The sequence below is a fragment of the Acinetobacter sp. FDAARGOS_558 genome (assembly GCF_003937785.1).
Classification (GTDB): domain Bacteria; phylum Pseudomonadota; class Gammaproteobacteria; order Pseudomonadales; family Moraxellaceae; genus Acinetobacter; species Acinetobacter baumannii.
Map to the genome: position 1 here is coordinate 4054316 of NZ_RKJH01000001.1, position 15197 is coordinate 4069512.

The 15197-nt window shown below is 39.4% G+C and carries 11 protein-coding genes; 4 read left to right on the plus strand and 7 right to left on the minus strand.

Going from position 1 to position 15197, the window contains the following annotated elements:
• Nucleotides 1-15: 15 nt before the first annotated feature.
• A complete protein-coding gene (gene arsB, locus EGT34_RS19575) occupies nucleotides 16-1050 on the plus strand; it encodes an ACR3 family arsenite efflux transporter (protein ID WP_024437512.1) in 1035 nt (344 codons plus the stop codon).
• A gap of 90 nt (nucleotides 1051-1140) precedes the next feature.
• Here the strand turns inward: arsB and EGT34_RS19580 are convergent, their stop codons facing one another.
• Nucleotides 1141-2043, minus strand: coding sequence for a LysR family transcriptional regulator (locus EGT34_RS19580; protein ID WP_024437511.1), 903 nt, complete (start codon nucleotides 2041-2043; stop codon nucleotides 1141-1143).
• A 101-nt stretch (nucleotides 2044-2144) separates the two neighbouring features.
• Between EGT34_RS19580 and EGT34_RS19585 the strand changes: the two genes are divergently transcribed.
• From EGT34_RS19585 to ahpF, 3 genes are all read left to right on the plus strand, one after another.
• Nucleotides 2145-2705 (plus strand): chromate transporter, encoded by a 561-nt coding sequence (locus EGT34_RS19585; protein ID WP_001017025.1) that lies wholly within the window; start codon nucleotides 2145-2147, stop codon nucleotides 2703-2705.
• Nucleotides 2705-3226, plus strand: a complete 522-nt coding sequence (locus EGT34_RS19590) for a chromate transporter (RefSeq protein WP_000501458.1) — start codon at nucleotides 2705-2707, stop codon at nucleotides 3224-3226. The genes EGT34_RS19585 and EGT34_RS19590 overlap by 1 nt, the downstream gene beginning before the upstream one ends.
• A 177-nt stretch (nucleotides 3227-3403) precedes the next feature.
• On the plus strand, nucleotides 3404-4969 hold the full coding sequence (gene ahpF, locus EGT34_RS19595; protein ID WP_038405974.1) for an alkyl hydroperoxide reductase subunit F: 1566 nt from the start codon (nucleotides 3404-3406) through the stop codon (nucleotides 4967-4969).
• Nucleotides 4970-5022: 53 nt separating this feature from the next.
• On the opposite strand, the gene EGT34_RS19600 is transcribed toward ahpF, so the two are convergent.
• The 6 genes from EGT34_RS19600 to EGT34_RS19625 form a co-directional block, all read right to left on the minus strand.
• Nucleotides 5023-7029, minus strand: coding sequence for an esterase/lipase family protein (locus EGT34_RS19600; protein ID WP_000498044.1), 2007 nt, complete (start codon nucleotides 7027-7029; stop codon nucleotides 5023-5025).
• Between the two features lie 116 nt (nucleotides 7030-7145).
• Nucleotides 7146-8087 (minus strand): ABUW_2363 family tetratricopeptide repeat lipoprotein, encoded by a 942-nt coding sequence (locus tag EGT34_RS19605; RefSeq protein ID WP_001009738.1) that lies wholly within the window; start codon nucleotides 8085-8087, stop codon nucleotides 7146-7148.
• 103 nt (nucleotides 8088-8190) lie between these two features.
• Nucleotides 8191-9006, minus strand: a complete 816-nt coding sequence (gene cysE, locus EGT34_RS19610) for a serine O-acetyltransferase (RefSeq protein ID WP_000917698.1) — start codon at nucleotides 9004-9006, stop codon at nucleotides 8191-8193.
• Entirely contained in the window at nucleotides 8999-9838 is an 840-nt protein-coding gene (locus EGT34_RS19615; protein ID WP_000051399.1) for an RNA methyltransferase, read from the minus strand. The genes cysE and EGT34_RS19615 overlap by 8 nt, the downstream gene beginning before the upstream one ends.
• Nucleotides 9839-9852: 14 nt before the next feature.
• Complete coding sequence (dnaE, locus tag EGT34_RS19620) at nucleotides 9853-13416, minus strand: DNA polymerase III subunit alpha (protein WP_001160984.1); 3564 nt, start codon at nucleotides 13414-13416, stop codon at nucleotides 9853-9855.
• Between the two features lie 215 nt (nucleotides 13417-13631).
• Entirely contained in the window at nucleotides 13632-14699 is a 1068-nt protein-coding gene (locus EGT34_RS19625) for a type II asparaginase (RefSeq protein ID WP_000956445.1), read from the minus strand.
• Nucleotides 14700-15197: the final 498 nt, after the last annotated feature.

Below are 15197 nucleotides of genomic sequence, written 5' to 3' on the forward strand. Positions count from 1 at the left end.
TTCTTCGAGTAGAACATGACTAAACAAGGGCTTTCCTTTTTAGATCGAAACCTGACGTTATGGATTTTTATAGCAATGGCTTTAGGTTTAGCGATTGGAGTTTTCTTTCCTCAGGCATCTGTGTCTTTAAATGAATTAAGTGTAGATAACGTTAATATTCCAATCGCAATCGGTTTGGTTTTAATGATGTATCCGCCATTGGCAAAAGTGGAATATGCGGCTTTACCAGAAGTATTTAAGGATAAGAAAACCTTAACTTTATCGCTGGTACAAAACTGGATTATTGCTCCAGTTTTAATGTTTATCCTTGCGATTGTTTTTTTGCATAACTATCCGGAGTATATGACGGGCCTTATTTTGATAGGCTTGGCACGTTGTATTGCAATGGTATTGGTCTGGAATGGCTTAGCTTGTGGTGATAACCAATATGTTGCAGCTTTAGTCGCCTTTAACAGTATTTTTCAGATTTTATTTTTTAGTACCTATGCATGGTTGTTCTTAACTTTCTTGCCGCCATATTTTGGTGTGGCAGGGCAAGTGATTGACGTCAATTTCTGGACCATCACACATGCTGTTTTGGTGTACTTAGGTATTCCATTCTTAATGGGGTTCTTGACGCGTTTGATTTTAGTCAAGTCGAGAGGGTTGGAATGGTATCAAACTAAATTTTTACCAAAGATCAGCCCGATTAGTTTAATTGCTTTACTTTTTACCATTGTGGCGATGTTTAGTTTAAAAGGTGGCGATGTGGTGAGCTTACCTTTAGATGTATTACGTATTGCGATTCCACTCACGATTTACTTTGTAGTGATGTTCTTTATTAGTTTCTTTATGAGTAAACGGATGGGGAATAACTACCCACGTACCACTGCTATTTCATTTACCGCGGCAGGTAATAACTTTGAGTTGGCTTTAGCTGTAGCTATTGCAACTTTTGGTTTAGCATCACCTGTAGCATTTACCACAGTGATTGGACCATTGGTTGAAGTACCCGTTTTAATTTCACTCGTCACCGTTTCGCTTTGGTTAAAGAAAAAGTATTACTCTTAAAATCGTAAAATTTATTTGAACTATTTTTTGCTAAAAATGACTTTAAAAAGTGCCTTTATATAGGCATTTTTTATTGCCTAGTTTTTACACTTAGGTCATTGTAGGTAATAGTTTTTGCATGAGTTCAATGAAGTTTGACACTTTAGCTGAGTTTTCATTTTCTCGTGTAATTAAGTAAATAGGCGCATTTAGTTTTATCGAATCATCAAACTCGCGATAGACGATTTCATGGTCCCAAAAGTTATGCATTGAAGCGGGCACAATACTAATTCCAATACCGGCAGCCACTAAATTGAGGGTCGCAGTAGGGCGTGGCGCTTCTTGAATAATACGCGGACTAAAACCTGCCTGATAGCAGCTATATAAAATATTGTCATATAAGCCTTGCCCTGAAGAGCGACGGTATAAAACAAAATTTTCCTCTGACAAGTTACTTAAACTAATTTTTTTCTTCTGTGTAAGCGGATGGCCGATAGGTAAGGCCACCACCATTGGCTCGTTTAATATATGAAGATGCTTCAAACCAATATCTCGGCTAATCGGCGCTCTTAAAAAGGCAATATCAAGTTTTTCTGAAATTAACCAGTCCAGTTGCTTTTGACTGCCTGCTTCTTCAAGTTTGGTTTGCACAGCAGGGTATATTTCTCGATATGAACGTAATACGAGTGAAATGAGCGGATGCAAACCTGCGGAACTTGTAAAGCCAATATTGAGTTGTCCAGTTTTACCTTGGCTAACATCTTGGACTAATTTAGGAATATGGCGGGCATGTTCTAATAAAAGTTGTGCTTCTTTAAATAATGCTAAACCTGCTTCTGTCGGTTCAATCCCGCGCGGTTGACGAATAAGTAACTGTGTACCGAGTTCTTGTTCAAGTTTTTTAAGTAAACGCGTTAAAGGTGGCTGTTGAATAAACAAACGGTTTGCTGCATGAGTAATATTTCTTTCTTCAACCACCACTACAAAGGCATGAAGCTTATATAAATCGAGCATAGGAATACCTTTAGGGTATGGTTAATGAAAATAAAAGCATTTGTAGATATATCATAAAAGTATCATTCTATCTTGGTCGGATAAAGTGAAAAGTAACGAAAATGAACCATGTTGAGATTGCCGTGCAGAAGGATACTGTTCCTACGTGCACAGAGTTATTTTTAGGTTTTTTAACATTAGGTTTAATTGGATTTGGTGGTGTGCTGCCTTTAGCCCGTAAAGTTATTGTAGAGCAAAGGCATTGGTTAAGCCCTGAAAAATTCACTGAGTTACTTGGTCTGTGTCAATTTTTACCGGGCGGCAATATTATTAATTTATCGGTTGCGATTGGCATGGAGTTTCGCGGTGTCCGTGGAGCAGTGAGCTCACTCATTGGTTTAATCTTCGCACCTACCGTAATTGTTGTACTTTTACATTATGTCTATGAGCAGTTCCAAGACAACTTAATGGTTAAACACCTTTTTGAAGGTTTAGGAGCAGCAGCAGCAGGGCTTCTGGTTGCCACAGGTCTGAAAATGCTTAAGCCTTTATTACGTAATCCATTAGCAATCTGTGTTGTGGTAGTGGCAATTGTCAGCATTGCCTTTCTAAAAATTCCTTTACTTTTGACTATGCTGATTTTACTTGCGTTTTATTCAGCCATCATTTGGAGACGTGTGTAATGGGTGCCGTACTACTTACTTTAGCAATCATTTTTACTCAGTTGTCTCTTATTGCATTTGGTGGTGGGAATACGATTTTGCCCGAAATGCAACGCCAAGTGGTTGATATTCACCATTGGATGACGGCGCAAGAATTTAGTGCGTTGTTTGCTATGGCACAAGCTGCACCTGGTCCAAATATGATGATTGTACCTTTGGTAGGGTGGCATGTAGCAGGGTTGTCTGGTCTATTGGTGACGTCTACTGCTAAATTTTTACCGTCATCTCTTATTACTGTATTTGTGATGAGAGGCTGGTCAAAATTCAAAGATAAGAAATGGCGCCGTGTTTTACAGCTTGCTTTACAACCTGTCACTGTGGGGACTGTGCTTGCCAGTGCATGGATTATTTCTGAGGCAGCGGCAATAAATACTTTACTTGTCATTATGGTGGTGATTGCAACTTTATTATCTTTAATTAAAAAAGTTCATCCATTGCATGTTTTGATTGCTGGGGCTGTATTTGGTGTGGTCTTACTCTAGTTTAACCAGTTTGCCGACCTGCGCTGGGATGAGCTCAGGTTGGCTTTTTTTGATTGAAGAAATTATAAAATCTAAAAAACCGATCAAATATATAAAAACATACTGTTTTACCTATTCATTGTTTTAACGTACTATGCATCTATTGAAAGAATTTGGATGCATTGGAGTAAAAAACAGATGTTAGATCAAAACATTAAAACTCAATTAAAAGCTTACCTAGAACGTTTAGAAAGTCCAATCGAATTAGTTGCTGCTTTAGATGAATCAGATAAAGCTGCTCAAATTAAAGAATTAGTAACTGAAATCGCTGAGCTTTCTGACAAGGTAACAGCCCGTTTTGACGGTAACAATACACGTCGTCCAAGCTTTGGTGTGGCTAAAGCAGGTGAACAACCTCGTGTGTTCTTTGCAGGCTTACCAATGGGCCATGAGTTTACGTCTTTGATCTTGGCTCTGTTACAAGTGTCTGGCTATGCACCTAAAGTATCGGATGAAGTTTTAAATCAGATTAAAGGCTTAAACCTCAAAGCTAACTTTGATGTGTTTGTATCGCTAAGCTGTCATAACTGTCCGGACGTGGTACAGGCGCTTAACCTGATTGCCATTTATAACCCGAACACCACAGCAACCATGATTGATGGTGCATTCTTCCAAGACGAAGTGGAACAACGCAAAATCATGGCTGTACCGATGGTATTCCAGGACAATGAACACATTGGTCAAGGTCGTATGACCCTTGAAGAGATTGTGGCAAAACTTGATACCAATTCAGCTGAAAAAGACGCAGCAGCACTCAATGCCAAAGATGCGTTTGATGTATTGGTGATTGGTGGTGGACCTGCGGGTGCAACAGCTGCAATCTATGCAGCACGTAAAGGCATTAACACAGGTATCGTGGCTGAACGCTTTGGTGGTCAGGTCATGGATACCATGGACATTGAAAACTTCACTTCTGTGCAAAAGACTCAAGGTCCTAAGTTTGCTGCCGAGATGGAAGCACATGTTCGTGAATACGATGTGGATATCATGAACCTGCAACGTGTCAGCAAAATCACTGGTGCAGATCAAACAGCAAATGGCTTGGTTGAAGTTGAACTTGAAAACGGTGCAAAACTTGAATCGAAAACTGTGATCCTTTCAACAGGTGCACGTTGGAGAGAAATGAATGTACCGGGTGAAGCTGAATACCGTACCCGTGGTGTAGCGTACTGTCCACACTGTGATGGTCCATTGTTCAAAGGCAAACGTGTTGCCGTGATTGGGGGCGGTAACTCAGGTGTTGAAGCGGCGATTGACCTTGCAGGTATTGTTGAGCATGTAACTCTGGTTGAGTTCGACACTAAACTTCGTGCTGACCAAGTCTTGCAAAACAAGTTAAATAGCTTGCCAAACACCACTGTGATTATGAATGCATTAAGCACAGAAGTATTGGGTGACGGTTCACAAGTAACGGGTCTTAAATATAAAGACCGTGCGACTGATGAAGAGCATGTGGTAGAGCTTGCAGGGATCTTTGTACAGATTGGTTTACTTCCAAACACTGACTTCTTAAAAGACAGTGAGGTTGAGTTAACCAACCGTGGCGAGATCATTGTGAATGACCGCAACGAAACCAATGTAAAAGGTGTATTTGCTGCAGGTGACTGTACCACTGTACCTTACAAGCAGATCATTATTGCTACAGGTGAAGGCGCTAAAGCATCACTCTCTGCGTTTGATTACATTATTCGTTCTAGACAGTAAAATCTAACCTAAAACAAAAGAGCCAAAGGATATCCTTTGGCTCTTTTTATTTTTTATGGTTTATACAAACCATGTTCAACTAAATGCTCTCGTAAAATACGACGTAGTTCTAATACGGCTTGTGGTGTTAACTGAATAGAGTGTCCACCCGGTAGAACTTTCTCAGATTTAGCACCTTCTAAGTGAGCACTTTTATAAGGAACAATACCATCGGTAATCACATTTGGATCATCACTTTTGGTAATGTTGCCCATAATTGAGTGGAAGATTAACCCTTGATGTGGATTAATATTCTCAGTGAGTTCCATAAATTTAGATTGATGGCTTAAGTCGCTTGGTCCATTTTGAATCAGGCCATTATCAATATTATTCAAGAAATCTTTAATATCTAAATTTTCTGTGGTGAGCGAAGTTGCAACAGCTGATAAAAAAGCACCCGGTAAGCGGATAATTTTACGTGCTGCCAAGGTAAACCAACGATCTGCATAATCAGTACCTCGGTGTGGCGATGCCAAGAAAATTGCACGATCAAAGTTACTAATTGAATGCATTTGCAGCCGTTCAGTCACCATAGGATGTTTCTTAAAACGGTTTTGCTGACGGATCGTCATCATCTCCAAGGCAGGTTTAGTAATATCAGCATCACTTACAAGTAAACGGCTAATAATTCCTCCCATACTATGACCTACAAGCACCGCATCATGCGCGGCAGGATCACTTGGGTTTAACGAACCGAACGCTTGTTTCAAAAGGGCATAAATCTGGAACCGGCTTTCCAGAATTGGCATATTGGTCGAGTAGAAAACTTGCCAAACTTGATAGTTATCTCTTAAAACAGTATCGCCCATGACATCGTTAGTGAGTGCAATCCATGCCTCGGGGCTACTTGCCAAACCATGTACCAACACAATAATTTTTTTGTTTGGATTATAAGGTTCAAGCATATATAAATGCGGCATGGTTAAGTGCTGATCACGATCAATCAAGCTTAAATAAGCCGCTACACCTAGGTTGTTTTCTGCTAACCACAGACCATAAGGAGCTGAGAAGTTTGCAGCTAAAGGATACTGCTTACCAGCGACATTAATATTATCGGTTCGATAAGGATCATAGACCCGAATCACAAATTCTGGGTCATTAATAATTTCTTGAACGGTTTTGGCATGTTTAGGCTCTGCAACAATAGTCGCCGCTAAATAACGTGCATGGTGAATATTAGGATTTACACCATTTTTATAGCTGTAATTAAGTGGATCTAAAATGTATTCATTAATGTCTTCTTTGCCTGAACTTGGGAAGACAGCCACAAATTCGGAACCGAAACCATCACGACGGTTGATTGTTCTTAAACCTGAGAAATTTAAGTTATAACTTGAAATTAATTTTTCTAATTTTTGGCCAGATAATTGTCTATGAAACTCAAAATCAATTGAATATACACTCTTACCAATATGGATTTGTGGCTCTACCACATTTTTTTGTGGATACCTTAAATCATACACACTGACCATTTTGGCAATCGCTTGATTATAGAAGTCGCGTATCTGAACTTGTCTATTATCAAAAATACGATCAGTTGGCTGACGTTTTGTAGAAAACAGATAAGCATAGCTATAACGGATACTCTTATCGAGTAGACTTAACTGTTGATCTAAGCATTCATCATATTTATTTTGAATAACTTTTTGTTCTTCAGTTGGCTTATGTTTAGTGAAACGACTAATTTTACATTCAGAAGAATCTGACAAAGCCATTGCTTTTGCGAGATACATTTCACTCGCAGCCGATAACAGCTGTTCATCTAAAATTTGGGGCAGATTTTTAAGTTGATTAACACAAGTATCAGGGGAGTCTGTACAGGCCTTAGCTTCTTGCCCTGACATGGACAAAACATTAAGACTTGCTTCACTTAGTTTATCTTGGGTAAGAATACTATTACGCTCATTTGCAATAGTAACGTTGAGAGCTTGTTGCTTAACATTGACGACCTGACATCCACTCAGGATTGAACCGAGGAGTATGACCGTGAAGAGCGCTGAGTTTCTTTTTCTAACAAACATTATGGTCAAATATGTGGATCAGTAATATGCTGATCATACAAATTTTAAAGTATTTTTCAATTGATCAAACATAAAAAAAGGGCTGTCAAATCAGCCCTTTTTTAAAGTTTAAGTGCTTACTTTTTTGTAGCTGCGCTTGGGGTAGCAGAAGACATAGCAGGGTTTGTTAAAACTTGCCATACATTCCAGCGACCTTGTTTTTCAATTTCTTGAATTAAACGGTCTGCTACTTCAGCTTCATCAGGGTATTTAACCTTGTAATTTTTTAAAGTCTGAATCGCATTTTTCTTTTGTTCCATTGCTATATAGTTATTTGCAGCGGCTAAATATGCTTCCTGAACATTACCTTTAATAGCTTTATCTAAATACGGAATAGCCTCACGTTGACCACCGCCTTCAGACAAACCAAAACCAAACCAGAAATTCGCTTCAGCATCATCTGGATTAATTTTTAAAAGTCTTTGTGCATATTCTAAAGACTTAGTGGTATGAGCAGTACCTAAATCAAGGTTACGGGCAAGTACACTTGCTTTAAAAGCACGAATAAGAATATCAAATGAAGCATCTGGATTAGCAGCTAAAGTATCTAAGCGCTGAGTAACTTCCTTAAGTTTGCTTTCAAAGCCTTTACGTTCTTGACGATCAGTAAAACGAGGTGGATAGTGACGCGCTTTACCTTCAACAAGTTGTAAGAAGTCATCAATTTCAGTTACATCAATTTCATTATCGCCCGCTAAAACTGCGTACTTCATTGAACGTTGTGAGTTGTTGACTGTAGGTACAATCAGTTTATTCGTATCTAATGTAAGTGTTTTGGTTGGATCGTCCTGACGAGTTACAACCATTTTGGTTACAGGCTGTGCAGCAGCTTCTTTTAAAGCAACTTCAAATGCAGGCGGAGCATCATAATTAAATGGGTTTAATGCATAAAATGGAGGTGTAAGCTCTGGTTCCTTAAAAACAAACGGCTCAATTTTTTGTTCTTTTACAGGTGCCATGGTACACGCTGTTAAACTTGAGGTCGCAAGAAGGATATATGCCAAAGGCTTAAAATTCATAGGATCTTCCGTTCATTTTATAAAGTTAAATAAGGTACAACAAGTCTAGGAAAACCTAAACCGACATGCAAGGGTAAGCGTGTTACATTATGAATCAAGAATATTACGTTTTTGATGTCTTGTTCTGCGCACCGCATTCACGGCGAACTTCTTCAAGAATTTTTAGCTCTTCATCACTAAAAGGCTGTTCATCTTGACTTTCTTTTTTGAAAGTTGGGTCAAGTTCGGACAAACGCTGGCACAAATTATTCATACGCGTTTCATTGTGCTGAATACGGTCAAGTAAAACTCGCATTCCTTCTAAAATTGGGTCAGATTGATCAGCAGTAGTCGCATACGGAGCAAAACCAATACTTTGTGCATAATCACGGCGACGTTCTTCATCTTTATCTTTAGTTTTGTCGGCATCTTTATAGATATAACGTGCAGGGTTACCAACAGCTGTTACACCAGCAGGAACTGCTTTTGTGACTACCGCATTTGAACCAACTTTGGCGCCTTTACCTACCGTAAATGGACCTAAGATTTTCGCACCAGCACCGACAACCACGCCATCTTCTAAAGTTGGGTGACGCTTACCTTTATTCCAAGTCGTACCACCTAAGGTAACACCGTGGTATAGCGTTACATCATCACCAATTTCAGCAGTTTCACCAATTACAACGCCCATGCCATGATCGATAAAGAAGCGTTTGCCGATTTTAGCACCAGGGTGAATTTCAATACCCGTTGCAAAACGACTAAATGACGAAACAAAACGGGCGGTACCTTTACAATCTTTTTTCCACAATTCATGTGCAAGCCTATGCAAAAGTAAAGCATGTATACCTGGGTAAGTGGTAAGTACTTCGAGTGTATTTCGTGCAGCAGGATCTCGCGCGAATACAGCCTGTATATCTTCTTTAAGCTGTTTAAGCATTGGATTGATCCTCCTTGTCCGATGATGCTTTTTTCCATTTGCCGCTTGTGAGGGCTTGGACTCGACTAAAAATACCGCGAAGTAAATGATATTCCATACGATCTAATTGTATACGACCAAATAAACGACGCAAGCGTAAAGGTAGTAAACGTGGATTTTCTGGATCTAAAAATTCAATTTCGGTGAGCATTTTTTCCAAATGGGGGTAGAACTCTTCCATTTGCTGCTGAGTCACTAACGGCTCATCCCATTGCATGCTTTGACCTTGAGCAAGCGGCATTTGCCCAGCATCAGAAGCAACATCTTTTTGCTCTAATACCGACATACGAAGTTCATAACAAACCACTTGAATCGCTTGAGCAACGTTAAGTACACCATAGTCCGAGTTTACAGGAATAGTAAGGTGATAGTTTGCCAAAGCCAATTCTTCATTGGTTAAACCGCGGTCTTCACGTCCAAAAACGATCGCAATTTGTTGTCCTTGAGCAGCCGCCTTAATTGCTTCTTTGGAAGCAGGGCGAACATCTAACAAAGGCCATGGAATAGTACGGCTTCGAGCACTTGTCCCGAAAACTAAATGGCAATCTTTAATTGCTTCTTCGAGTGTTTCAACAATTTCAACCTGTTCTAATAAATCTTGTGCACCAGCAGCAAGCGCCTGAATATCTGGATGTGGATACGTTTTTGGTGAAACCAGAACCAACTTACTCAAGCCCATCGTTTTCATTGCGCGTAAAGCACTGCCAATATTAGCTGGTAAAGTGGTATTGACCATGACAATACGCACTTGTGCTAATTGTTTTGACACGGCGGTGTCGTCAAACAAACTCATAAGATTTCCAGAAATTACGAATATTGAGAAACTTCGCTTTGGTATGAATCCAATGCATCATCAATAGTCATGTCCACAGGAGGTGAGGCAACAGGTTGTGGACGAACAGGTTCTGCTGCTTTAGCTGCCTTAGATTTTACCTGATATTCAATATGAATATTATCCTTACCAAAGTAATCTCTTAGTTTGGCAAGAAGTTCATCTAAAGGAGCGACTTTCCATTGTGGGCCAAGCTGAAGCTCAGCCTGAGCATATGGTTGGTCAATCTGTAACTGTATTGCAATATGCTGATGCATATCGACATTACAATAAGGCAATAATATATTTTGTAGATCTTTTGCCAAACTTGGTTGCAATAGATCATGGGTTAATTTGATTTGAATACTATTGGCGCGTTTTTGTCTGATTTCATTTAAGCTAAACGCTTTGTTCAAGCGTCCCATTGGACGATCAAAACCTTCACGCTCATAGATCTCGCCTTCAAAGACGACTACGCGCTCAACTTGAATAATATCTTTAAAGCGTTGGAAACGTTCGTGGTTACAGCTGACTTCAATACGTGCTGTTCCGTCGTCAAGCACAATAACAACACGGTTTGGGAAATTCGCTACATCAAGGACAAGTCCTGCATAAACAGTCGTTACACCGCGACGAGTTGCAGTAATTTCATTAAGTTTTGCAGGAATAAACGCTTTGAGTTCTTGACGATAAACATCAATTGGGTGACCTGTTAAATATAGTCCAAGTGTATCTTTTTCGCCTTTGAGACGAACTTCATCACTCCATGGCTTAACAGGTTTAGCTGGTTTACGTTGAACTTCTTCAACTTCACCAAATAAGTCCATAATACCGCTTTCACGGTTACTACGTGCCTGTTCGGCAGCTTGTACAGCTTCTGGCAATTGAGCCATTAGACTTGAACGTTCAATACCTAAACAATCAAGCGCACCAGCACGGATAAGTGCTTCTAAGGTTCGTTTATTGATTTTTTTCAAATCAATACGATGGCAGAAATCAAATAGGTCAGTATAAGGCCCTTGTTGGCGACGTGAGTCAATAACAGACTGCATTGCCTGTTCACCAACACCTTTAATTGCCCCTAAACCATAAACAATGGTTTTATCATCGCTCGCATGGAAATGATAAGTCGACATATTGACTGATGGCGGTAAGACCTCGAGTCCGTTATTTCGGCAGTCATCAATCAAAAATACGACACTGTCAGTGTTCTGCATTTCCGATGACATTACTGCTGCCATAAATTCGGCAGGATAGTGGGCTTTTAACCATGCTGTATGATATGCAACAAGCGCATAGGCTGCGGCGTGCGATTTGTTAAAACCATAGCCTGCAAACTTTTCCATATAGTCGAAGATATGGTTGGCTGTGCTTTCATCAATGCCTTTTTGTCCAGCACCCTCAAGGAAGATTTGGCGCTGTTTCACCATTTCTTCAGGTTTCTTTTTACCCATCGCACGGCGGAGCAAGTCGGCGCCACCGAGTGTGTAACCTGCACAAATCTGTGCAGTTTGCATTACCTGTTCTTGGTAAACCATAATCCCGTAGGTTGGCTCTAATACACCTTCAAGCAATGGATGAAGATACTCAAATTCTCCACCATGCATACGGTGAATAAAGTCTGGGATCAGATCCATCGGACCCGGACGATATAAAGATACGAACGCAATAATTTCTTCGAATTTACTTGGACGTGCTTCTTTCAGCATTCGTTTCATACCGACGGATTCAAACTGGAATACCGCGGTTGTATTTGCATCAGCAAAGACAGAATAAGCTTTAGGGTCGTCAAGAGGGACGTGCGAAATGTTTAAAGGGTCATTGCTATCGCGGTTTTTATTAATATTTTGGATAGCATCTTCAATAACGGTTAAGTTACGTAAGCCCAAGAAGTCGAATTTTACGAGACCTGCAGCTTCTACATCATCTTTATCGTACTGTGCTACACGGTTAGTACCGTCTGCGTCACAAAGCACAGCAGAGAAGTCGGTAATTTTACCGGGTGCAATAACAACACCACCGGCATGTTTACCTGTATTTCTGGTAATACCTTCTAACTTTAATGCCATTTCCCAAATTTCGCTGGCATCATCATTATCTGGGTTGGAAGGGTTGGTAACAATATCTTTAAGCTGAGGTTCCATTTCAATCGCAGTTGCCAAATCCACACCAAGTGGCTTAGTTGGAACCATTTTTGAAATACGGTCAGCTAGACCATAAGACTTCCCTAAAACGCGGGCAACGTCACGAATCGCACCTTTTGCAGCCATCGTACCGAACGTTGCAATCTGAGAAACCGCTTCACGGCCATAAGTACGTGATACATAATCGATCACACGGTCACGACCTGCGATACAGAAATCGACGTCAAAGTCGGGCATCGATACACGTTCCGGGTTTAAGAAACGTTCGAAGAGGAGGTCATAACGAAGTGGATCAAGATCTGTAATTTTTAAGCTATAAGCTACTAATGAACCTGCACCTGAACCACGGCCCGGTCCAACAGGGACACCATTGTTTTTCGCCCATTGAATGAAGTCCATGACAATCAGGAAGTAACCAGGGAATCCCATTTTCAGGATGATTCCGACTTCATAATCTATTCGTTCATCATATGGTTTACGAATTTCAGGCCAGTCTTCACCACGCTTTTCGACAGGGTAAAGGTAATTTAAGCGCTCTTCCAAACCTTCTTTTGATAAGTGCTCAAAATAGGTATCGATGGTAAAACCATCAGGAATTGGATACTCAGGTAAAAAGTAAGTACCGAGCTTTAAAGTGACATTACAGCGTTTAGCGATTTGATAGGTGTTTTCAATAGCACTAGGAATATCTGAGAACAGCTCAATCATTTCATCAGAAGTTTTGAAATACTGCTCTGGACTATATAAGCGTGGACGTCGATCATCTGCTAAAACATAACCATCTGCAATACATACACGAGCTTCGTGCGCTTCGAAATCTTCTTTTTCAATAAAGTGCACATCGTTGTGCGCAACAACACCAATATTATATTTAGCTGCAAGTTTGGCTGCTTCTTGAATAAAATCTTCTTCGCCAGGACGATCAGTACGTGTTAAGGCTAGATAAACACGATTACCAAACTTTTCGATCCACTCTTCAAGTAAAGGTTCTGCTTTTTGCGGGTTAGATGAGCAAAGCATTTGCCCAACATCACTATGTTGGCCAAGTAAAACAATAATATCTTGATGCTGCTCTAGGACCCATTCTTTTTGTACACAAGGGATACTGAGTTGTTGGCCTTCAATAAAGCCACGCGAAACAATTTCGGTCAGTCCTTTCCATCCAATATCGCTCATTGCAAGCAAAGTTGCACGATGTTGGGCATCATTAAGACGGATTGTGCTACCCAAAATAGGCTTAATACCTTTCTTAAGGCAAGAGTTATAAAACTTTACAGCAGCATGAAGGTTGGATAAGTCGGTAAGTGCCAGCGCAGGCATTTCATCCTTTACCGCAGTCTTGACCAAGTCGGGTATGCGAACAATCGACTCTGTAATCGAAAATTCTGTGTAAATACCGAGATGAACAAACTGCATAAACCAATCCTTAATGCGACCGCAGCATAGTTTAACACGCAAAGTTCAAACGAAATGCTTAATATTTTGGCAACTGTTATGGATTTTAGTATTTAAACAGAAGGTTGAGAACACGAAAGTGAAGGATTGATCAAAGTTGTTCTTTTATTTTTTAAAGAGAAAATTAAAGCGAGTAAAGAGAACCAGCCCAAATTGATTTGGGCTGGCTAGAAATTTTAGTACTGCCAGAACATGCGTTGAATTTCTTTTGCATCGTTGGTTTTTGTAAGTGCCAACGCTGCAAGAAGACGCGCTTTTTGAGGATTCAAATCATGAGCTGCTACCCAACCATATTTAGAGTCAGGTTGTTCTGCATCACGTAATACAAAACCTTGTGGAACGCGTGATGAGCGGATAATTTGAATACCGTTTTTGTCATGAAGGTTTTGTAATGTTGGAACGATATATTTCGCTACAGAACCATTACCTGTACCTGCATGAATAATCGCTTTAGCGCCAGCTTTTGCATATGCTTCATAAGCATCAGGAAGCATAGAATCAGAACCATAAACGATTTGTACTGTCGGAAGAGCATCACCTTTAATATTTTCAATATTAAATTCTGAAGCATTGGTATGACGTTTAACAGATTGTCTAAACCAATATGGTTTGCCTTCAACAAGTGTACCCAAAGCACCCCATTGGCTTACAAAAGCATTTGTATGAATGTTAATGCCTTTAGTTACATCACGAGCAGCAAAAATAGAGTCGTTCATGAGAACCATAACGCCTTTATTTTTTGCATCATCAGAAGCGGCCAATGCAACAGCACTATAAAGGTTAAGTGGACCATCTGCTGAAAGAGCAGTTGATGGGCGCATTGAGCCAACAAGTACGATTGGTTTATCAGTATGAACAACAAGATTTAAGAAAAATGCTGTTTCTTCTAAAGTATCTGTACCGTGTGTAATCACAACGCCATTTACAGTTGGCTTTTTAACAAGTTCATTTACTTGACGAGCAATTTGTAATAATTCCTTGTCAGTAATACTTTCCGAAGCTACTTGTAATGCTTGAATACCAGATACATTTGCCAAATCTTGAATTTGAGGAACTGCATTGATTAAAGCATCAACTGGAACTTTTGCCGCTGTATAAGTTGCACTATTTGCTGAGCTTGCGCCAGCACCAGCAATGGTACCGCCAGTAGCGACAACAACAACATTGTTTTTTGCGTAAAGTGGGAGAGAGCAGGCTAATAAGCCCATCGCTAAACCGAAAGATTTAACAGTTTTAGTCAACATCGAAAATATCCTTATGAAGTGACGAAGTATAAAGTTTGCCGAATACGCCTGCTTTTCCTAAGCAAAATACATACCATGTAAAACATATCCGTAACTTGTTTGAATAAAAGCATCCTTGAATATCATTTTGTTTCGACAACAATCATTTAAACATTGCTTTTATTCAGCGCTAATAAATATCATGAAAAAAATTAAAAATCTATTAAGTTTTTCTAATTTATCTGAATTTATTTACTTTTTAATATAATTCACGCAAATGATTTTTTAGTCTTTATAAAATTAAAAAATAATAGGTTGGGTTGGGCCTTTATTTAACATTTGGTGGATTTATTGAATTGATTTTTAAAACTATATTTATTAAGAATATAAAATAAAATTTTTCATGTTCGAATTAAATAATAATCTTAATTGTTTAATATAATGAATTAATCATAAATTGAATTAAAAAATAATCAGTTAGTGCATATTTCTAAGTATATAAATTTTTGAATGATTGTT